Genomic DNA, 18180 nt, shown 5'->3' with positions numbered 1-18180 from the left:
GGTCATGATGGCTCAGTCGTCCAGCGGCTCGATGGGGTCGCCCGGCCGGATGATGCCGCCGGTCTCGATCGAGCAGTTGAGGCCCGAGCGGTTGTAGAGCGGCAGGAAGACCGGCATGCCGAGGAGTTCTTCCAGATATTTGCAGGGAAAGTTCAGCCGGCCGCCGCGCAGCACCGTCTCACCCACGCGGAATCTCTTGCCGACCAGATGATTGAGCGGGACGCCACGCGTCGTCAGGTTCCGGCGATGGTCGGCCGGGTCGAGCGTGATCGGGCTCTGTTGCAGGGGCGGATCGTTTTTCGCCAGCGCCTCCAGCGCCTCGATCTCGATGAGCGTGACCTCGCGAATGTCCGGCTTGGGAGAATAGGTGCCCGTGCCGAGGAAATAACGATCTCCCTCGATGCCACGCCCGGCGACGAGGTTTGCTTCGGCCAGTTCCTCCATCTCGTAGGAGGCGGCCGGGGCGATGTGGATGTGGAGCAGGACGCCGCCCTTCCAATCGGTCATGGCGCGGTCCTCACGCCTGGCCCGAAAGAGCGATGCATTCGATCTCGACAAGCACGTCGCGCGGCAGGCGCGCCACCTCGATGGTCGAACGGGCCGGCAGCGAGGTTCCGAACACCTCCGCATAGACCGCGTTCATCGCCGCGAAGTCGTTCATGTTCTTGAGGAAGACCGTCGTCTTGAGGACACTCGCGGCGCTGGCGCCAGCGGCGTCGAGCACCGCCGTCACATTGGCGAGCGACTGGCGCGTCTGCGCCTCCACGCCCTCGGGGACGGCGCCCGACAGATCGAGCGGCAGCTGGCCGGCGACGAAGACGAGGTTTCCGGCCGTGACGGCCTGGGAATACGGGCCCGCGGCGGGCGGGGCGGCAGGGGTGCTGATCAGGCGACGCTCGGTCATAGGCTACTCGCTCCTCATGAGAGGGCGAATAGTGGAATTTTTTCCACGTTAGTGGAAGCTTTTTATCCGCGCAGGCCGGAGCTGTTGATGATCAAAAAATACTCACACTCGCCGGCTTCGAGGTTGGTGAACTGGTGCGTCTCATGCGCCTGGAAATAGAGTGCATCGCCGGTCTCCAGCGTCACCCGCCGCGCGCCGACCCGGGCTTCGAGCCGCCCCTTCAGCACGTAGATGTATTCCTCGACGCCCCGCCGGTGCGCGACGAACTCGCCGCTCGTGCCGAGGGCAGGCAGCGTGTTGATCACCCAGTCGACGCCCCGTCCGGGTAGCACAGGCGAGATGCAGCGGCGATGATAGCCGGAGGCGGTGTCGCTCAGGATCGGCTGGCGGTCGGCCGGGATGACGATGATCTCGCTCTCCACCGGATGCGCCATGAGCTGGGAGAAGGTGGTGCCCAGCGCTTCGGCGAGCCGGGAGAGCGTGCCGGTGGACGGCACGGTTTCGCCACGCTCGATCTTCGAGATCATGGACCGGCTCACGCCGGACAACAGGCTCAGTGCCTCCAGCGAAAGCTGACGGTCCTTGCGATGGCGACGTAGCTCGGCGGCAAGGATGCGCAGTTGATCGGCGACGCTATCCTCGATTTCAACTGGCTCCGCCTGCACAGCACGACTCCCACACGACCTCGGCAACAGCCAGGCTCATATCAGCAAACCGGCTTCGACGCGATCACCGGACTACACCGGCAGGCGTGCGGCGACCTGATGAGCGCCAGACGAGCACCGACGAGCCACGAAGGCGGATAAAAAAAAATCGGGGCGGTTCAGCTAGAGGGGGCCGTATGCCAGCCGGCAGCCTCGCTCCAGATCACTTTGAAGATGTTTTCACGCTAACACCTGCTTCAATTCGATCGCTTGGGTAGACGATGACACTTTGGCCAAGCACCAATCCCGAGCCGATGGCTGCCGAACGGGCAGATCTCCGCAGGACGACGACCGGCGTTAGCTGAGCGCGTCCATTTTCGACAGTGAAGACGTGCCAGGTGTCATCACGGCGGAATAGCGCACCGGCAGGAACTATCGTTGCGTCCTCGAGACCGAAAACGGCGATCTTGGCGTCAACCTGATATGCTTCGCCGAGACCGGACCATCGATCAGGCGGCGAGACGATATCGATCAACACATTGACTCGCTGCTCCTCGACTCCGAGCGTCGAAATCTTCGTGAAAGCCGCAGGCTCAACGCGCCGTACCCTTCCTTCCAGTGCGTTGGGGCCACCCCAATGTTCAATCGTCACCCGAGCGCCGGGGCGAATTTCCACTGCGTCGGTACTGAGAACGTCGACTACGATCTCAATATCCCGCGGATCTCCCAGTTCAAGGAGTGGTGTGCCGGGCTGGACAATCGTCTCGCTCTCCTGGTTGACTTTCAGGACGATCCCCGTGATGGGAGCAGTGACGCTCCAAGTCTCAGGAATCTCCTTGGCACCATCGCTATACTGCGCAAGAAGCGCGCGCGCCTGGTCGAGTTCATGCTCTGCGGCATGTAGCTGAAACGCTGCTGCGCGCAAATCTCGATCGGCGACGCGCTTTGCTAACTCAGCCCGTTCGAGGGCCTGCATCGTCGAAGCGCCGCGTTCGACCAATGTGCGCGTGCGCGTTAGCTCCTGTTCGGCCTGAACGGCTTGCGCCCGTGCTCGTTCCACCATGGCCTTGGCGCGTTCAAGCGCTGCTTCTGCCGCACCGAGCCTCTCCTGGCTCTCGCGGCGGCTGCGCGGATCGAGAAATGGCGCCGGAGATGGAAGGATTGATGCCAGCACGTCCCCGGTAGAAGCTCGATCTCCGGCTTTAAGCTGCACCCGGGTCAGCCTACCTGCCAGCGGCGCTGCGACGACGTAGCGTTCTCGAATTCGGGTATTGCCATCGTCGTCAACGGTGGCAACGAAATGTCCTTTTGTAACCTTGGATGTCTCAACGGGTATGGGGCGGGGCAGCACTGCCCACACCACGCCGGCAACAGCTATGAGCAACAGAAGAAGTCCAATGCCGCGACCAACTGTGATCCGCATCGTCAATCTCGCGTCTTGAGCGCGGCGACAAGGTCAAGTCGATCGATCTGCCGTCTTACGACATATGCGCTTGCCAATGCAGCAAGCACAACAACCAGCCCTGCAGCAGCGTATGTCCGAGGTCCGATCACACCCGGAATTTGAAAACTCTCGTTGGAATGAAATTGCGCGATCAAGCTGATTATGGCTCGCGAGGTCAGTAGGCCGAGGGGCACGCCCAATGCGATCTCGAAAGCGAACTCACTGAATAGGATGCGCGAAACTTCAGCGCCGCTAAAGCCGAGAACTCGCAGGCTGGCAAGTTCCCATGCGCGTTCCTGTAGCCCGATGCGCGCGCTGTTGTAGACGACCCCAACTGCGATGATGATGCCGAAGGCGGTCAGGATTCCGGCGCTGACGAAAACAAGCCCTGCGATCTTGGCCATAAATGAACTTAGCGTGTAAGATTTCACCGCGACCGACTCGATGACCGGAAGGTCCTTGAAGCGTCTCAATAGGTCGGATAGGGCGGCCGGATCAACGAACAGCGCAGCGGCTGAGACGACGTCGCCTTCTCCGGTCAGCTGATTGATGGCATCCATCTGCATGTACGATGCCATTCCGATGAGCTCATCGACAATCGCGCCGACCGGCAGGTCGCGCCTGAGTCGCCGACCTTCCATGACCTCGATTGTCACCACCTGACCCAAGTCGACGTCCAGACGCTCAGCGAGGCGGCGAGTGAGCGTGATTCCCTCGGCCGATACATCGATTGGCCGTAGTGAAGCATCATGCGGCCGTCGCAGTTCGCTGCCGGTGGGTAGTCCGATGACGGACGTTAGATAGCTGCGTTGGCTGGCGCGTAAGCGAACGGGAACGATGCGCTGGCCTTCAGCGGCGAGCACGCCGGGCTGTCGCGCCAAATCGTAGATGATGCCGCGATCAAACGGATGCGGAAATGTGACCGCCACGTTGCCGCGCTCCACTAGGTTGAATTGAACATCGATCATGTGGTCGATGGCATCGCGCCAGAACAAACCGAGGACCACCATCGGTACGGCGAAGGCAATGCCGATCACGGTCAAAGCGGTCCGCACCGGGCGTCCCGCTAAATTGCGGACGATCATCATACGCTGCGGCGTATAGCCGAAAGCCGTCATGAGTCCTTCGAGGCGCAACCGGCGAAAGCGCAGCGGTGCCACTGGCCGCATCGCCACGGCCGGCGGCAGCACCAGGACATTGCGTACCGCCGAAAGTACGCCCAGCGAGGCCATGGCAAAGCTGACCGCTGTGCCGGCAACCAGCGACCACGGTGTGAGCTCAAATGTGAAGACGGGAAGCCGGAAAAATCCCCGATAAGCTGCGATCATCGCTTCGCCGAAGGCGACGCTGCAGGCAATGCCGAGCAGCGAGCCGATCAAAACGATCACGGCGACAAGTTTGATGTAATGCATTCCGATCGGAACAGCGGAAAAGCCCAAGGCTTTCAAGGCCGCGATTTGCTCGCGCTGCGCGGCGACCAGCCGGCCGAGAACGACATTGAGGAGGAAGGCGGCGACGCCAAAGAATATGAAGGGGATCGTAATCGACATCACCCGTTGCTGGTTCAACTCGTCGTCTAGAAACCTGTTCGATGGTTGGTCGCGGCGCTCGATCGCGCCGACCGAACCGTAGGGTTCAAGCAGCCTGTCAAGCTCGGCGATCACGGCCTGCGGGTCGGTGCCGGGTGCCACGAAAACAACCAGATCATTGAACGCGCCCTTCAAGTCGAAGGCGGCCTCCACGGCGCTACGATCCACCCAAATGGTGGCGTACAGCCGGTCGTCAGGAATCGGTAGGCCAGGCTTGACCGAGTAGACGTATTCGGCCGAGAGGGCGGTCCCGGATATGCGAAACGTCTGCACACGACCATTGAGCAGGATCCGTATATCGTCGCCGGGCACGATACCGCTGGCATCGGCGTATGCTTCATTTATAGCGACGCTCTTTGCGTCGCCTGGCAGCGGCGCTGTTCCGCGACGCATGTGCAGGCGAACGAGGCTTTCATCGCCGCCATTTTGTATAGAAACCATGCGAGCCGAGATCGGCAGTACGGACGCAGGACTGTCGACTATGAGCTCCCGCACGATACGCGGTTCGGCCGTGACGATACCGGCAATTTCGTTGATCTGCGACAGCAGCGATAGCGGGGCACGCTTAAGGGTCACGAAAACTTGCGGAAACCGGGCATTCAGGTAGAAGCGATCGCGCGCTGAAAGCAGCGAATCGTACGTCGAAATCGAGGCGACGAAGACAGCGATGCCGGCGGCAATCACCAGGGAAATGGTGACGACCTGACCCCGCATAGTCGAGATGTCGCGCAACAGTTTGCGGTCGAGCAGACTCACCAGTGCACCTCATCAGGCGACAGCCGGCGCGGATTCCTCTCTTCGCCGACAATGCGGCCGCCGCCGAGGCGCAGCACCCGGTCAGCCATCCCCGAGATGGCAGCATTGTGGGTGATGATGACGGTCGTGGTGCCGAGCTGCTGGTTTGCGCGGACGATGGCGGCAAGCACCACTTTGCCGGTCTCGTAGTCGAGCGCGCCGGTTGGCTCGTCGCACAACAGCACGTCAGGCGATTTGACGATCGCGCGCGCGACGGCGACGCGTTGCTGCTCGCCACCCGACAACTGGGACGGAAAGTGATCGAGCCGATGCTCTAGACCGACCAGCGCAAGGGCATCGCGTGCATTCAGAGGGTGGCTGGCGATCTCTGTTACCAGCGCGACGTTCTCAAGGACGGTCAAGCTTGGAATGAGGTTGTAGAACTGGAACACGAACCCAACATGTTCGCGCCGGTACCGGGTGAGCTCTGCGTCATCGGCGCCGACGAGATTGTGATCGCGCCAGTTCGCCTCTCCCGAGGTCGGTGCGTCAAGGCCGCCAAGAATGTTGAGAAGGGTCGATTTGCCGGATCCGGATGGCCCCAGCAGCACCACGAACTCCCGCTCGAAAATATCGAGGTCCACGCTGCGCAGCGCGTGGACCTCGACGTCGCCCATCACGTAGGTCTTGGAAAGGCCACGGGCGTGAAAAACCGGTGCGGGCGGGGGACTGACGTCGGACATCGGCAACGCTCTTGCGGCATCCCATCACGGACAAGCTACCAATTTGGTGGCGTCAGGAAACAGCCATGTTGAACAACGCGCCGATGCCGTCTATGGCGGCCGGCGGCCACAGCTCCGATCAACAGCATGCGTCCGCCGCCGATGAAAGCGTTCCGATCGGAAAACAAACTCAACACCGCGCCGATGATGAACAGCGCGACGCCGGCGATGGCCGCGGCGATAGCGATGCCTTGAGGGCCGGCGCTGAACAGGAACGGCAGAAGCGGTAAAACCGCGCCGACCGAAAAGGCCAGGAATGACGATATCGCCGCTCCAGCTTCAAACGGTCCAGTTCTCGGGGGGCAGATCAACGTTGGCTTTGGGTCCACAAGAGAGAGTCGGTTGGTATCTTAGTAAATATCGCGGGCAAGCTCCGACCGGTCACTTCACGTTTCTCCATCCATTCCCATCCAAATTCCGTCGCCCGATTCGACATTGAATTCGTAGTGCCGCCTCCAACTCCGTCGTGGTGTCGGAAATCGAGGGCCTGTGTCGGACGCGGAATCATAGCGCTCCAGCGGAAACGTAGTTCTCAGTTTCATCAACGCTGCCGCGCCATTTTCGGTACAGAGGCGAACGGCGGACCAGCGGTGCCGGTCGCAATGATCCTTGAGCGCCACGACGGCGGTTTGCGCCGTCGTTCCGAGCTCCTAAATCCACAGAAAATTCCCCGCCCGTCGCTTCCATCGCAGCGCCGCAGCGCCGCAGCGCATCGCGCTATCTTGCGGTCCAGCCGCCGTCGACCCTGAGGCTGTCGCCGGTGATGAAGCGGGCGCCGGGGGAGACGAGGAAGAGGATCGACTGCGCGATGTCCTCGGGCACCGGCAGGTCGTTCATCGGCACCATGTCGTAGACGAAGCGCTTGAACTCGGCGTCCTCGAACATGCCCTGCGTCATCGGCGTCACCACAAAGGTCGGTGCGATCGAGACGACACGGATGCCGCGCGGCGCCAGTTCCACCGCCATCGCCTTGGTCAGCCCCTCCACCGCATGCTTGGTCATGCAGTAGACCGTGCGCCTGGGCGAGCCGACATGGCCCATCTGCGAGGACATGTTGACGATGACGCCGCCCTCGCCCATCGCCCGGGCGGCGGCGCGGGCGACGCGGTAGACCGAGCGGATGTTGAGGTCGATCATCCAGTCAAGCGTCTCGTCGTCGACATCCACCATCATCTTCGGCCGGTTGCCGCCGGCATTGTTGACGAGAATGTCGAGGTCGCCCATCGCCTCGATCCGCGCGAGGAAGTCCTCATCGCGCACATCGGCTGCGAGAGGTTCGATCCGTCCCTCGCCTTCGCGGGCGAGCTGGTCGAGATCGGCCTGGGTACGGGCGACCGCGACGACATGGGCGCCGGCCTGAGCCAGCGCGAGCGCCGTCGCCCGGCCGATGCCGCGGCCGGCGCCCGTCACCACCGCGGTCTTGCCGTCGAGCCTCGTCATGTCAGCGTTCCTCGATATCAGCGACGAGCCCCGCCGCCTCGACGCCGGCGACCGCGCAGGCCTCGTCGACATCTGACGTGTCGCCGCTGATACCCACCGCGCCGATGATGCGGTTCGCGCCGTCGCGGATGAGCACGCCGCCCGGCACCGGCACCATCCGGCCATCGGTCACGGCGGCGAGCGCGTTGAAGAAGGTGCCCATCTTCGCCGCCCGCGCGGCGAGGCCGCGCGTCGAGATGCCCATGCCGAGCGCTCCCCAGGCCTTGCCGAAGGCGATCTCGAAGCGGGCGATGCCGCTGCCGTCCTCGCGCCGGGCTACGACGACATGCCCGCCAGCGTCCAGGACGACCACGGTTAGAGGCTGGGCGCTGCGGGCGCGCGCGGTCTCCAGCGCCACGCGGGCGGCGATATCGGCCTGATCGAGGGAAACCGCGCTCATGTCCGTCAGTCCTCCGCCGGTCCGGTCATGCCCTTGAGCACCGCGAAGAGCGAGGCGGTGTCCTCCTTGCCCCGCCCCTGCGCCAAAGCGGCGAAGTAGAAAGGCAGGCTTGCCGCCATCAGCGGCGTCGGCGCGCGCATCTCGCGGGCGAAATCCATGATGAGCTGCAGATCCTTGATGTAGATATCCATCTTCATCGTCGCCGGCTCATAGCGCTCCTCGATCATCATGGGGGCGCGCACATCGAACATGCGCGAACCGCCCGCGCCCGGACGTATGGCGTCATAGACGAGGTTGAGGTCGAGCCCGGCGCGCTCGGCAAGCAGCAGCGCCTCGGCGGTGGAGAGGTTGTGGATCGTCACCAAGAGGTTGGCGATGTATTTCAGCTTCATGCCGGTGCCGAAGCCGCCGCAATAGCGCACGTCGCGGGCGAAGTCGGCGAACGCCGCCTCCACCTTGCGGAACGCCGCCTCGTCGCCGCTGGCATAGATGGAGAGGTCGCGCTTCGCCGCCTGCGCACCGGTGCCGCTCACCGGGCAGTCGAGCAGTTGTGCGCCCCTGGCCTCCAGCGCACGCCGACACGCCTCCTTGGCGTCGATGGGCAGCGTGCCCATCTCGCACACCACCGCGCCGGGGCGCACGGCACCGGCGATCTCCGCGGTGACCGCTTCCAGTGCCTTCACCGATGGCAACGCCAGCAGCACGATGTCGGCGGCCTCGGCGACCGCTCGGGCGGAGCCGACGCGCCGCCCGCCCTGCCCGGCCAGTTCCGCCATCGCCGCCTCGGCCACGTCGGTGCCGACCACCTCGTAGCCGCGCTCCAGCAGGTTCCTGGCATAGGCCGAGCCCATGATGCCGAGACCGACGATGCCGACGGTCCTTTTCGTCTCACTTGTCACGCGCTACTCCGCCGCCTGTCTGGAAATGTCGAGAAACTCCGCCACCCGCGCATTGAAGCCGGCGACGTCCTCCATGTTCGAGATGTGCGCGACGCGCGGGAGGATTTCGAACTGCGCCCCCGGCGTCGCTGCCGCCATGGCGCGCATCGCGTCGGGAGGCGCGCCCCCGTCCTCGGCGCCGACAATGTAGAGCGTCTCGGGCTCGAGGCGCGGCAGGTGGCGCAGATAGTCGAGCCCCTTCAGGGCCTCGGCGCAGCCGGCATAGCCGACGGGCGAGGTGTCCAGTACCATGCGCGCCGCGCGGTCGACGATCTCAGGCCGCTCCTGTCGCGTCTGCGCCGTGAACCAGCGCTCCATCGTGCCGGCCAGCACCGCCCCCATGCCGCCCGCGGCGACGGCGGCGATGCGCTGGTCCCAGCCGGCCACGAAGGGCGGCGGCGCGTCCGCGCGGGCATCCGCGCAAATGAGCCGGTTCACGCGCTCGGGATAGGCGAGGCCGACGCCGAGCGCGGTCATGCCGCCCATGGAAAGGCCGAGCACATCCGCCTGCCTCACGTCGAAGCGGTCCATGACGGCGATGAAGTCGGCCACCAGCATGTCGAAGCTGTAAGGCCCGTTCGGCGCGCTGCTGCGGCCGTGCCCGCGCGTGTCGTAGCGGAGCACGCGATAGCTGCGGGTCAGGAAGGGAATCTGGTCGTCCCACATCGTCAGATCGGCGGCGAGCGAGTTCGACAGCACGATCCAGGGCAGATGATCGGCACCGTCCACGCGCACGGCGAGCTCCGCGTCGCGCGAGACGACGATGTCCGTAACGTCCAGCTTCGGTGTGACCGTCATAGGCGCCTCCTCCTTGAATCTTTCTTTCCGGGGCGTTTGCCGCCTCCGGCCGTCGCGACGCTAGCGGGGCAGCGCGCGGGCAGCGAAAACATAAGTTCTGATCCCGCCGATCATGATTGCTGATCGTCGGCAGCGACATCGCCCGGCAGGCAGAAAAACTCCTCCTCCTTCGCGCCGGACGATTGACAAGAGCATCGGCCCGATCTGATATTTATCGAACGATAAACAAAATCTGCACGGTTGAAAAGGCCCATCCGGCACTACGGACGCCACCGACGAAGACCGTGCCACGCCGCCGCCCCGCCTGCCGACGCCAAGCATCGGGTGGGGTGCGAAAACTCCGTAAGAAGTGAGGAAACCCCATGGAAATCAACGTCGGCCTCGCCGCGATCGAGGAAGCCTCCCGCAAGCTCTCCAATTGGGGGCGCTGGGGGAAGGACGACCACAGCGGCACGCTCAACCACGTCACCCCGGAACATGTCGTCGAGGCCGCCAAGCTGATCCGGCAGGGCAAGGTGTTCGCGCTCGGCATCCCGCTCGACCGCGAGGGACCGCAGAACGGATTGTTCGGCGGGCGCTTCAACCCGATCCACCAGATGCTCGCCACAGGCACCGATGCGGTGGCCGGCCAGCAGGACTGGAACAAGATCCGCTATGCCGACGACACGCTGAACCTCTGCGTGCAGGGCGCCACCCACTGGGACGCGCTCGGCCACATCTTCTACGACGACAAGGCCTATAACGGCCACGACCCGCGCCTCATCAACTCGCGCGGCCTCAACGTGCTGGGCATCGAGCACTCCAAGTCGAAGATGAACGGGCGCGGCGTGCTGCTCGACATCGCCCGCTTCCGCGGCGTCGACTGGCTGCAGGATGGCGAGAGCATCTCGAACGACGAGCTCGATGCCTGCGCGAAGAAGCAGGGCGTGGAGATCCGCAAGGCCGACTTCGTCATCATCCGCACCGGCCAGATGGAGCGCTGCCTCGCGGAAGGGCAATGGGGCGGCTATGCCGGCGGCGACGCGCCGGGCGTGAAGTTCGAGAACTGCTACTGGTGCGCCGAGAAGGAGGTCGCCGCCATCTGCTCCGACACCTGGGGCGTCGAGGTGCGGCCGAACGAGACGACCGAGGCCAACCAGCCCTGGCACTGGGTCGTGATCCCGGCGATGGGCCTGTGCATGGGCGAGATCTTCTATGTGAAGGAACTCGCCGAGGACTGCGCCAGGGACGGCGTCTACGAATTCTTCTTCTGCGGCCCGCCGCTGATCATCACCGGAGGCACCGGCTCGCCGATCAATCCGCAGGCGATCAAGTAGCGCCGCGGCACCGGCCGACATCGCAGGGCGGCGGACAGAGAGCCGCCGTCCCCTCGCCGCTCACATCATCGGAGCCGACCATGGCTGCTGCCCGCAAGGTCATCATCACCTGCGCCTGCACCGGCGCGATCCACACGCCTTCCATGTCGCCGCATCTGCCGATCACGCCGGACGAGATCATCGCCGACGCCATCGGCGCCGCCGAGGCCGGCGCGGCGATCCTGCACCTGCACGCCCGCAATCCGGAGAACGGCCGGCCGGACCAGACGCCCGAGGCCTTCGGCCGGTTCCTGCCGCAGATCCGGCAGCAGACCAATGCCGCCATCAACATCACCACCGGCGGCAGCCCCTACATGAAGGTCGAGGAGCGGGTGCTGCCGGCGGCGCGGTTCAAGCCGGAGGTGGCCTCGTTGAACATGGGCTCGATCAATTTCGGCCTCTATCACCTGCTCGACCGCTACAAGGAGTTCAAGTTCGACTGGGAGCGCCAGCATCTCGAAGCCACGCGCGACCTCGTCTTCCGCAATTCCTTCAAGGACATCGAGTACATACTCGAGACCTGCTACGACAACGGCACGCGCTTCGAGTTTGAGTGCTACGACATCGCCCATCTCTACAATCTCAAGCACTTCCTCGACCGCGGCCTCGTCAAGCCGCCGCTCTTCGTGCAGTCGGTGTTCGGCATCCTCGGCGGCATCGGCACCCACCCCGAGGACATCATCCACATGAAGCGCACCGCCGACCGGCTGTTCGGCGACCAGTACCGCTGGTCGGTGCTGGGCGCAGGCGCGTCGCAACTGCGCGTCGCCGCCATGGCGGCCTCGATGGGCGCCAATGTCCGGGTCGGACTGGAGGATTCGCTCTGGATCGGGCCGGGCGAACTCGCCCCGTCGAGCGGCGCGCAGGTGCGCAAGGCGCGGCAGATCCTCGAAGGCATGGGCCTCGAACTCGCCTCGCCCGACGAGGCGCGCGAGATCCTTCAGCTCAAGGGCGCCGACAGGGTGGACTTCTGAGCCTCTGCTGCACGCGTTGAATTGCCTGCTGCTGTCCCCATCGCTTCGAGGAGAACACCATGTCGACGTCCACTCAGCGCACGATGATCGTAACCGGCGGCTCCAAGGGCATCGGCGCCGCCATCGCGCGAGCGGCCGGGGGCGCCGGCTTCCGGGTGGCGTTCAGCTACAAGGGCGATGCGGCCGGCGCGGAGCAAGTCGCGCGCGACATCGCCGCGGCCGGCGGCGAAGCCCTGACCATCAAGGCCGATGTCGCGCGCGAGGAAGACGTGCTCGCCCTGTTCGAGCAGGTCGATGCCCGCTTCGGCCCGCCGGACGTGCTCGTCAACAATGCCGGAGGCGTCGGCCCGCTCGGCCGGGTCGAGGCGATCAGCGCGAGCGCGCTCACAGAAGTCATGGCGGTGAACGTGGTCGGCAGCTTCCTGTGCTGCCGCGAGGCGGTCCGGCGCATGTCGACCCGCCATGGCGGACGCGGCGGCATCATCGTCAACATCTCCTCGCGCGCCGCCGGTCTCGGCGGTGCCGGCGAATGGGTGCACTACGCCGCCAGCAAGGGCGCGGTCGACAGCCTCACCATCGGCCTTGCCCGCGAGGTGGCGGCGGAAGGCATCCGCGTCAACGCCGTCGCGCCCGGCCTCATCGCCACCAATCTGCATGCGGTGGCCGGCGCGCCGGACCGGCTGGAGCGTCTCGCCCCTTCCATTCCGATGCGGCGTCCCGGCACGGCCGAGGAAGTCGCCGACGTAGTGATGTGGCTCGCCTCTCCCGCCAGCGCCTATGTCACCGGGGCCGTCATCCCCGTCGCCGGCGGGCGCTGATCGCCCGCCGCCTCGACGGGTACGAATTCCGGCGAATTCGACTTGCGAACGCAGAGCAAATCATCTTGCATCGTTGACTTGATCGAAAATCCGCGTGATTATCTACCGATAAATAAGCAGACGCCGCGGCACTGAAAGCCAGCGGTGGAAACGCCAAGCCGACCGGGACGCTCTCCGATTCCCGCGCGAGGTTCGTGGGTCGTCCTGCGATACAGCCCAGAACAATAAGCGATCGGCCAAAGGCCGGCGCAACGGGAGAAGACGACCATGGCAACACGACGCGGCGCGCTGGCGCTCGCGGCCGCTTTGGCGGCCCTCATCGCGGTCCCCGGCGCAATGCCGGCCGCTCACGCCGACCCGGTGAAGATCCGCATCGGCTGGTCCACCATGCCGGGGCATCTCATCCCGGTGCTCTACAGCAAGCCGGACATCCTGAAGCACTACGGCAAGAGCTACACGGTGGAGCCGATCCGCTTCCGTGGCTCCTCCCCCCAGATCACCGCCATGGCGGCGGGCGAGATCGACATGGCCGCCTTCGGGCCGCTGGTCCTCGCGCTGGCCGTCACCAATGCCCGGCTCGACGTGAAGGTCGTGGCCGACATCATCCAGGACGGCGTCGACGACTATCACAGCGAGACCTTCCTGGTCCGTTCGGACTCCGGCATCTCGAAGGTGACGGACATGAAGGGCAAGCGGGTGGGCACCAACGCCATCGGCTCGGCCTCGGACACCGCCATACGCGCCATGTTCCGCAAGAACGGCATGCGCGACAAGCGCGACTACACCATGGTCGAGGTCGCCTTCCCGAACATCCCGGCCATGCTGGACGAGCACAAGATCGACCTCGGCACCGTGCTGCAGCCCATGTCGAAGCAGTTGCTCGCCACCGGCAAGTACAAGGTGCTGTTCACCTCCGAGGACGCCATGGGTCCGTCCCAGCTCGTCTTCCTGGCGGCGAACGGCAAGTTCCTCGAAGCGAACCGCCAGGCGGTATTGGACTTCTTCGAGGACCATGTGCGCGCCGTGCGCTGGTTCACCGATCCGAAGAACCGCGCCGAGGCGGTGAAGATCATCGCCAACTTCATGCAGCAGCCGCCGGAGACGCTGAGCCACCTCTTCACCAGGGAGGACTATTTCCGCGATCCCTTCATGGTGCCGAACGTGAAGTCCATACAGGAGAGCATCGACATCGCCGTCGATCTCGGTCTCGCGCCTGCCGGCATCAAGGTCGAGCCGGACCATGTCGATCTGAGCTTCGTCAAGGAAGCCCAGAAGCGGATCGAGGCCAGCCAATGAGCGTGACCACTCATGCGGCCGCTTCACGCCAGCACGCCCACACTGCCAGGGGCATTTCGATAAGGGATGTGTCCCACACCTATGGCGCGCGTACCGGCGGCATGCTGGCGCTCGACGGCATCGATCTCGACATCGGCGACGGCGAGTTCCATTGCCTGCTCGGCCCCTCCGGCTGCGGCAAGAGCACCCTGCTCTATCTGATCGGCGGCTTCATTCCGGTGCAGGCAGGCACGATCTCGACCTCGTCCGGCACGGTGGTTGCACCGGGGCCCGACCGGAGCATCGTGTTCCAGAACTTCGCGCTGTTTCCGTGGAAGACGGTGAAGGACAACGTCCTCTACGGACTGAAGAAGGCGGGCGTCGCCGGCGCCGAGCGCGAGCGGCGCGCCCAGCGTTACATCGACATGGTGCATCTCACGGGCTTCGAGGACGCCTATCCCTCGCAGCTCTCCGGCGGCATGCAGCAGCGTGCGGCCATCGCGCGGACGCTGGCGGTCGATCCCGGCATCCTGCTGATGGACGAGCCCTTCGGCGCCCTCGACGCGCAGACTCGCCGCGTCATGCAGGAGGAACTGCGCGCCATCTGGCGCGACAGCCGCAAGACCGTGGTCTTCGTCACCCATGACGTACAGGAAGCGGTCTTCCTCGCCGACCGCATCTCGATCATGAGCGCCCGCCCCGGACGCATCCAGCACGTCATAAATGTCGATCTGCCGAAGGATCGCGGCGAGGAGATACTGGAGAACCGCGACTTCATCGGCCTGAGCGAACATATCTGGCGGCTGGTGCGCGAACAGGCGGTGGCGGCGACACGGGGAGCGCATTGATGAGCGACATCCTCGCCGGCCGGCGCCGCCCGGCCGGGCTCGCCTATGCGGCCGTCGACTTGGCGGTCCGCTTCTCGCCGGTGCTGGTGCTGGCGGTCTTCTGGGAGTTCCTCGGCCTCAGCGGCATCGTCTCGCAGCAGATGCTGCCGGGCCTGATGGAAATCTTCGCCGCCTTCGTCGACATGCTGGTCAACGGCGACCTTCTCTACAACACCGCCCGCTCGGTGAGCCGCGCGGCCGCCGGGCTCGGCGCGGCGGTCGTGGTCGGCGTGGTGGTCGGGCTGATGATGGCGCAGTTCCGCGCCGCGCGGCTGCTGGTCAATCCCATCGTGCAGATCTTCTACCCGATGCCGAAATCGGCGCTCATCCCGGTGGTGATGATCTGGCTCGGGCTCGGAGATTCCTCGAAGATCCTGCTGATCTTCCTTGGCTGCCTGCTGCCGGTGGTGGTCGGCACCTATAATGGCGCGCGCGGGGTGAACCCGTTCCTGCTCTGGTCGGCTTCCAGCCTCGGCGCCTCGCGTCTCGACGTGCTGCACGAAGTCGTGCTGCCCGCTGCCATGCCCGACATCCTCAACGGCTGCCGCACCGCCCTCGCCTTCTCCTTCATCCTGATGGTGAGCTCGGAATTCGTCATCGCGACGGACGGCGTCGGCTTCATGATCAGTTCGCTCGGCGATGGCGGACAGTACCCCGCCATGTTCGCCGCGATCTTCTTCGTCGCCGGCATCGGCTTCGCCGCCGACCGCATCTACGCGATGCTTGCCCGGCACATGCTGCGTTGGAGGGAGGCATGATGAACATGGCTGGAGCCCAGCCGCTCGCGCGCGCCCCCACATCACCGACGCAGAAGGCGCCGGTGCCGCCCGCGCCCCGTACCCTGTCGCCGCGCATGGTCGACATCGGCGTGCAGGTGGCGGTAGTAGCGGCGCTCGCCGGCCTGTGGGAATTCGGCGCGCGCTTCGGTGCCCTCAACCCCTTCCTGCTGCCGCCGCTCAGCGTGGTGCTGGGGCGGATCTGGGAGGACCTCATCGCCGGCACGGTGCTGGTCGATCTCGGCCTCACCCTCTACCGCGCGCTCGCCGGCTTCGCCATCGGCGCCGTGATCGGCATCCCGCTCGGCATACTGATGGCGCGCTCGGCACTGGTGCGCTGGTTCTTCGATCCGCTGGTGTCGATCGGCTTCCCGATGCCGAAGATCGCCTTCCTGCCGATCTTCATCCTGTGGTTCGACATATACGACACCTCGAAGATCATCATGGTGGCGTTCTCCTGCTTCTTCCCCATCGTGGCGGCGACCTATGCCGGCTGTTCGAGCCTCGACAAATGGCCGATCTGGTCGGCCCGCTCCTTCGGGGCGAAGGAGCGTGATCTCCTGTGGGAGGTCTATCTGCCGATGGCGATGCCGCAGATCATCACCGGCCTGCAGGTGGCGCTGCCGGTGGGCATGATCACCACCATCGTCACCGAGATGCTGATGGGAGGGCGCGGCGTCGGCGGCGCGATGATCATGGCCGGGCGCTTCGCCGATTCCGTCGGCGTGTTCGCCGGCATCGTGCAGATCATCATCCTCGGCTTCGTGGTGGTGAAAAGCCTCGAGATCGTCCGCCGCCGCATCCTGGTCTGGCATCCCGAGAGCCGGCGGTGATCGCGCTGGCCGGCCCGGCTCCATGGCCGGTGCCCTACGGCATCGACAAGATGCCGACGGGACCGACGTCGCTGGACCGCTTTCCCCGGGTGCTGCTGCATCCGGGGAAGGTGCTGCGCCTCAATGACGAGGCCTTCGAGCTGCCGCCTCCGGCCATCGGCCAGGAGACGGTCGCGACCGACATCCGCCTCGCGGATCATCTCAAGCGCCTGTCCGGCACTTGGAATCGTCCCGCGACCCTGTTCATCGACGGCTATTTCGAGCATCTGCGGCAGGTCATCGCCGCCCATCGCACCGCGATCGTGGAACATCTCGCGCCCGTGGCGGGCCTGTTCGCGCCGGAGGACGTGCTCTATTCCGCGCCGCTTCCGCTCCCGCGGGCACTGCCGCCCCTGCCGGACGGCGAAAGCGTGATGGTCGACATGTTGTTCTGGCTGGGCGGGCGGGCCGAGGCAGTGCTGTTCGCGCCCTCCCCCTTGCTGCCGGCCGCCGAGCGCCGCCGGCGCGAAGGCCTCGCCGCCGTCGGCATCGGCGTCACGGTCCTGACAGCCGGCGAGCTTGTCGAGCCCGACACCTTCGCGGCCCTGCTGGGTGAACAGGGCCGCGCCTTCTGGCAGGATGAACGTCTGCCCTCAGCCCCGGGCGGCCCTCGCCTCCCGCCGTTCTGAGCCGAGCCGGGCCTGCTCGCCGCGATACCATCCGGCGATCTCCTCGCCGGTCATCAGCGCCACCTGGTCGCGCGAGCAGACATAGTCGAGCAGCTGCTCGAAATAGCCGATGCGATGCGGCACGCCGGTCAGGTAGGGATGCGTGCTGATTGCCATCACCTTGGCGTTGTCGCCGCCCTCCTCCCACAGCCGGTCGAACTGGTCGACGCAGCGCCGGTTGAAGGCGTCGGACGGCTGATGCTGCACGGCATGCACCACGATGTCGTTGGTCTCCACCGAATAGGGCACCGACAGGATCGGGCCATGCGGCGTGTCCAACTCCAGCGGGAGATCGTCGATCACCCAGTTGGCGACATAGCCGATGCCCGCCTCCTTCAGCAGGTCGAGCGTCTCGTTATTCTCGGTGAGGCCGGGGCTCTCCCAGCCCGGCGGCGGCCGACCGGTGAAGTCGCGTATGGCCGCCACCGTGTCGAAGATCGCCGCCCGCTGGTCCTCGGTATTATGCATCGGCTGCTGCACATAGCCATGCCCCATGAACTCCCAGCCGGCATCGCGCGCCGCCCGTGCGACGCGCTCATAGGAACGGCACACATGCCCGTTCACCGCGAAGGTGGCGCGCAGGCCGCGCTGCTCGATCGCCTTGAGCAGTCGCCAGAAGCCGACCCGCATGCCGTATTCGTGCCAGGCCCAATTGGGCAGGTCCGGCATCAGCGGCTGGCCCATGGGCGGTGGCAGAACGGTGCGCGGCATGGCCCGCGCGATGGACCATTCCTCGACATTGACGATGACCCACACCGCGACGCGGGCCTCGCCCGGCAGATGCAGGCGCGGCCTGTCCGGGAAGGCGAGATAAGGCGCGCGTTCGCTGAGCAGCCCCATGC

General features: G+C 65.3%; 20 protein-coding genes. 8 read left to right on the top strand and 12 right to left on the bottom strand.

The window, feature by feature from the left end; genetic code table 11:
• Positions 1-12 precede the first annotated feature (12 nt).
• The 11 genes from SNOV_RS01190 to SNOV_RS01140 all read right to left on the bottom strand — a co-directional run bounded on the left by SNOV_RS01190 (position 13) and on the right by SNOV_RS01140 (position 9713).
• On the bottom strand, positions 13-507 hold the full coding sequence (locus SNOV_RS01190) for an MOSC domain-containing protein (RefSeq protein WP_013165077.1): 495 nt from the start codon (positions 505-507) through the stop codon (positions 13-15).
• A gap of 10 nt (positions 508-517) precedes the next feature.
• The gene (locus SNOV_RS01185; RefSeq protein WP_013165076.1) at positions 518-904 is read right to left on the bottom strand and encodes a RidA family protein; all 387 of its coding nucleotides are present in this window, start codon (positions 902-904) and stop codon (positions 518-520) included.
• 62 nt (positions 905-966) lie between these two features.
• Positions 967-1569, bottom strand: coding sequence for a helix-turn-helix domain-containing protein (locus tag SNOV_RS01180; RefSeq protein ID WP_013165075.1), 603 nt, complete (start codon positions 1567-1569; stop codon positions 967-969).
• Positions 1570-1771: 202 nt separating this feature from the next.
• The gene (locus SNOV_RS22795; protein WP_013165074.1) at positions 1772-2971 is read right to left on the bottom strand and encodes an efflux RND transporter periplasmic adaptor subunit; all 1200 of its coding nucleotides are present in this window, start codon (positions 2969-2971) and stop codon (positions 1772-1774) included.
• 2 nt (positions 2972-2973) lie between these two features.
• The gene (locus SNOV_RS01170; protein ID WP_013165073.1) at positions 2974-5337 is read right to left on the bottom strand and encodes an ABC transporter permease; all 2364 of its coding nucleotides are present in this window, start codon (positions 5335-5337) and stop codon (positions 2974-2976) included.
• Positions 5334-6059 (bottom strand): ABC transporter ATP-binding protein, encoded by a 726-nt coding sequence (locus SNOV_RS01165; protein ID WP_013165072.1) that lies wholly within the window; start codon positions 6057-6059, stop codon positions 5334-5336. The genes SNOV_RS01170 and SNOV_RS01165 overlap by 4 nt, the downstream gene beginning before the upstream one ends.
• Positions 6060-6094: 35 nt before the next feature.
• Positions 6095-6427 (bottom strand): VIT1/CCC1 transporter family protein, encoded by a 333-nt coding sequence (locus SNOV_RS24340; RefSeq protein WP_081440922.1) that lies wholly within the window; start codon positions 6425-6427, stop codon positions 6095-6097.
• Between the two features lie 388 nt (positions 6428-6815).
• The gene (locus SNOV_RS01155; protein WP_013165071.1) at positions 6816-7538 is read right to left on the bottom strand and encodes an SDR family NAD(P)-dependent oxidoreductase; all 723 of its coding nucleotides are present in this window, start codon (positions 7536-7538) and stop codon (positions 6816-6818) included.
• A 1-nt stretch (position 7539) separates the two neighbouring features.
• Positions 7540-7977 carry a GlcG/HbpS family heme-binding protein gene (locus tag SNOV_RS01150; protein WP_013165070.1) on the bottom strand — a complete coding sequence of 146 codons (438 nt, stop codon included), beginning with the start codon at positions 7975-7977 and terminating at the stop codon, positions 7540-7542.
• Between the two features lie 5 nt (positions 7978-7982).
• Entirely contained in the window at positions 7983-8876 is an 894-nt protein-coding gene (locus SNOV_RS01145; RefSeq protein ID WP_013165069.1) for an NAD(P)-dependent oxidoreductase, read from the bottom strand.
• Between the two features lie 3 nt (positions 8877-8879).
• Positions 8880-9713, bottom strand: a complete 834-nt coding sequence (locus SNOV_RS01140) for an alpha/beta fold hydrolase (RefSeq protein WP_013165068.1) — start codon at positions 9711-9713, stop codon at positions 8880-8882.
• Between the two features lie 362 nt (positions 9714-10075).
• Here SNOV_RS01140 and SNOV_RS01135 point away from each other — a divergent pair, with 362 nt between their 5' ends.
• From SNOV_RS01135 to SNOV_RS01100, 8 genes are all read left to right on the top strand, one after another.
• Positions 10076-11029: a cyclase family protein gene (locus tag SNOV_RS01135; RefSeq protein ID WP_013165067.1), complete on the top strand. Its 954-nt coding sequence runs from the start codon at positions 10076-10078 to the stop codon at positions 11027-11029.
• A gap of 80 nt (positions 11030-11109) precedes the next feature.
• Positions 11110-12042: a 3,5-dioxohexanoate:acetyl-CoA acetone transferase gene (gene kce / locus SNOV_RS01130; RefSeq protein ID WP_013165066.1), complete on the top strand. Its 933-nt coding sequence runs from the start codon at positions 11110-11112 to the stop codon at positions 12040-12042.
• A 59-nt stretch (positions 12043-12101) separates the two neighbouring features.
• A complete protein-coding gene (locus SNOV_RS01125) occupies positions 12102-12860 on the top strand; it encodes an SDR family oxidoreductase (protein WP_013165065.1) in 759 nt (252 codons plus the stop codon).
• 267 nt (positions 12861-13127) lie between these two features.
• Positions 13128-14156 carry an ABC transporter substrate-binding protein gene (locus tag SNOV_RS01120; RefSeq protein WP_013165064.1) on the top strand — a complete coding sequence of 343 codons (1029 nt, stop codon included), beginning with the start codon at positions 13128-13130 and terminating at the stop codon, positions 14154-14156.
• Between the two features lie 68 nt (positions 14157-14224).
• The gene (locus SNOV_RS01115) at positions 14225-14983 is read left to right on the top strand and encodes an ABC transporter ATP-binding protein (protein ID WP_244412831.1); all 759 of its coding nucleotides are present in this window, start codon (positions 14225-14227) and stop codon (positions 14981-14983) included.
• On the top strand, positions 14983-15780 hold the full coding sequence (locus tag SNOV_RS01110; RefSeq protein ID WP_013165062.1) for an ABC transporter permease: 798 nt from the start codon (positions 14983-14985) through the stop codon (positions 15778-15780). Before SNOV_RS01115 ends, SNOV_RS01110 begins: the two co-directional genes overlap by 1 nt.
• Before the next feature lie 5 nt (positions 15781-15785).
• Positions 15786-16631, top strand: coding sequence for an ABC transporter permease (locus SNOV_RS01105; RefSeq protein WP_187291089.1), 846 nt, complete (start codon positions 15786-15788; stop codon positions 16629-16631).
• Positions 16628-17299: a hypothetical protein gene (locus tag SNOV_RS01100; RefSeq protein ID WP_013165060.1), complete on the top strand. Its 672-nt coding sequence runs from the start codon at positions 16628-16630 to the stop codon at positions 17297-17299. Before SNOV_RS01105 ends, SNOV_RS01100 begins: the two co-directional genes overlap by 4 nt.
• On the opposite strand, the gene SNOV_RS01095 is transcribed toward SNOV_RS01100, so the two are convergent.
• Positions 17264-18178: a polysaccharide deacetylase family protein gene (locus tag SNOV_RS01095; protein ID WP_013165059.1), complete on the bottom strand. Its 915-nt coding sequence runs from the start codon at positions 18176-18178 to the stop codon at positions 17264-17266. The genes SNOV_RS01100 and SNOV_RS01095 overlap by 36 nt on opposite strands.
• Positions 18179-18180 lie beyond the last annotated feature (2 nt).

Source organism: Ancylobacter novellus DSM 506 (assembly GCF_000092925.1).
GTDB classification, from domain to species: domain Bacteria; phylum Pseudomonadota; class Alphaproteobacteria; order Rhizobiales; family Xanthobacteraceae; genus Ancylobacter; species Ancylobacter novellus.
This window is presented reverse-complemented; position numbering and strand designations above follow the sequence as displayed.

Excerpts from the sequence above, each read along its gene's own strand:
- SNOV_RS01135 (WP_013165067.1), top strand. The coding sequence starts at position 10,076 with ATGGAAATCAACGTCGGCCTCGCCGCGATCGAGGAAGCCTCCCGCAAG.
- SNOV_RS01185 (WP_013165076.1), bottom strand. The coding sequence starts at position 904 with ATGACCGAGCGTCGCCTGATCAGCACCCCTGCCGCCCCGCCCGCCGCG.
- SNOV_RS01155 (WP_013165071.1), bottom strand. The coding sequence starts at position 7,538 with ATGACGAGGCTCGACGGCAAGACCGCGGTGGTGACGGGCGCCGGCCGC.
- SNOV_RS01165 (WP_013165072.1), bottom strand. The coding sequence starts at position 6,059 with ATGTCCGACGTCAGTCCCCCGCCCGCACCGGTTTTTCACGCCCGTGGC.
- SNOV_RS01125 (WP_013165065.1), top strand. The coding sequence starts at position 12,102 with ATGTCGACGTCCACTCAGCGCACGATGATCGTAACCGGCGGCTCCAAG.
- SNOV_RS01120 (WP_013165064.1), top strand. The coding sequence starts at position 13,128 with ATGGCAACACGACGCGGCGCGCTGGCGCTCGCGGCCGCTTTGGCGGCC.
- SNOV_RS01190 (WP_013165077.1), bottom strand. The coding sequence starts at position 507 with ATGACCGATTGGAAGGGCGGCGTCCTGCTCCACATCCACATCGCCCCG.
- SNOV_RS01110 (WP_013165062.1), top strand. The coding sequence starts at position 14,983 with ATGAGCGACATCCTCGCCGGCCGGCGCCGCCCGGCCGGGCTCGCCTAT.
- SNOV_RS22795 (WP_013165074.1), bottom strand. The coding sequence starts at position 2,971 with ATGCGGATCACAGTTGGTCGCGGCATTGGACTTCTTCTGTTGCTCATA.
- kce (WP_013165066.1), top strand. The coding sequence starts at position 11,110 with ATGGCTGCTGCCCGCAAGGTCATCATCACCTGCGCCTGCACCGGCGCG.
- SNOV_RS01140 (WP_013165068.1), bottom strand. The coding sequence starts at position 9,713 with ATGACGGTCACACCGAAGCTGGACGTTACGGACATCGTCGTCTCGCGC.
- SNOV_RS01105 (WP_187291089.1), top strand. The coding sequence starts at position 15,786 with ATGGCTGGAGCCCAGCCGCTCGCGCGCGCCCCCACATCACCGACGCAG.
- SNOV_RS01150 (WP_013165070.1), bottom strand. The coding sequence starts at position 7,977 with ATGAGCGCGGTTTCCCTCGATCAGGCCGATATCGCCGCCCGCGTGGCG.
- SNOV_RS01095 (WP_013165059.1), bottom strand. The coding sequence starts at position 18,178 with ATGGGGCTGCTCAGCGAACGCGCGCCTTATCTCGCCTTCCCGGACAGG.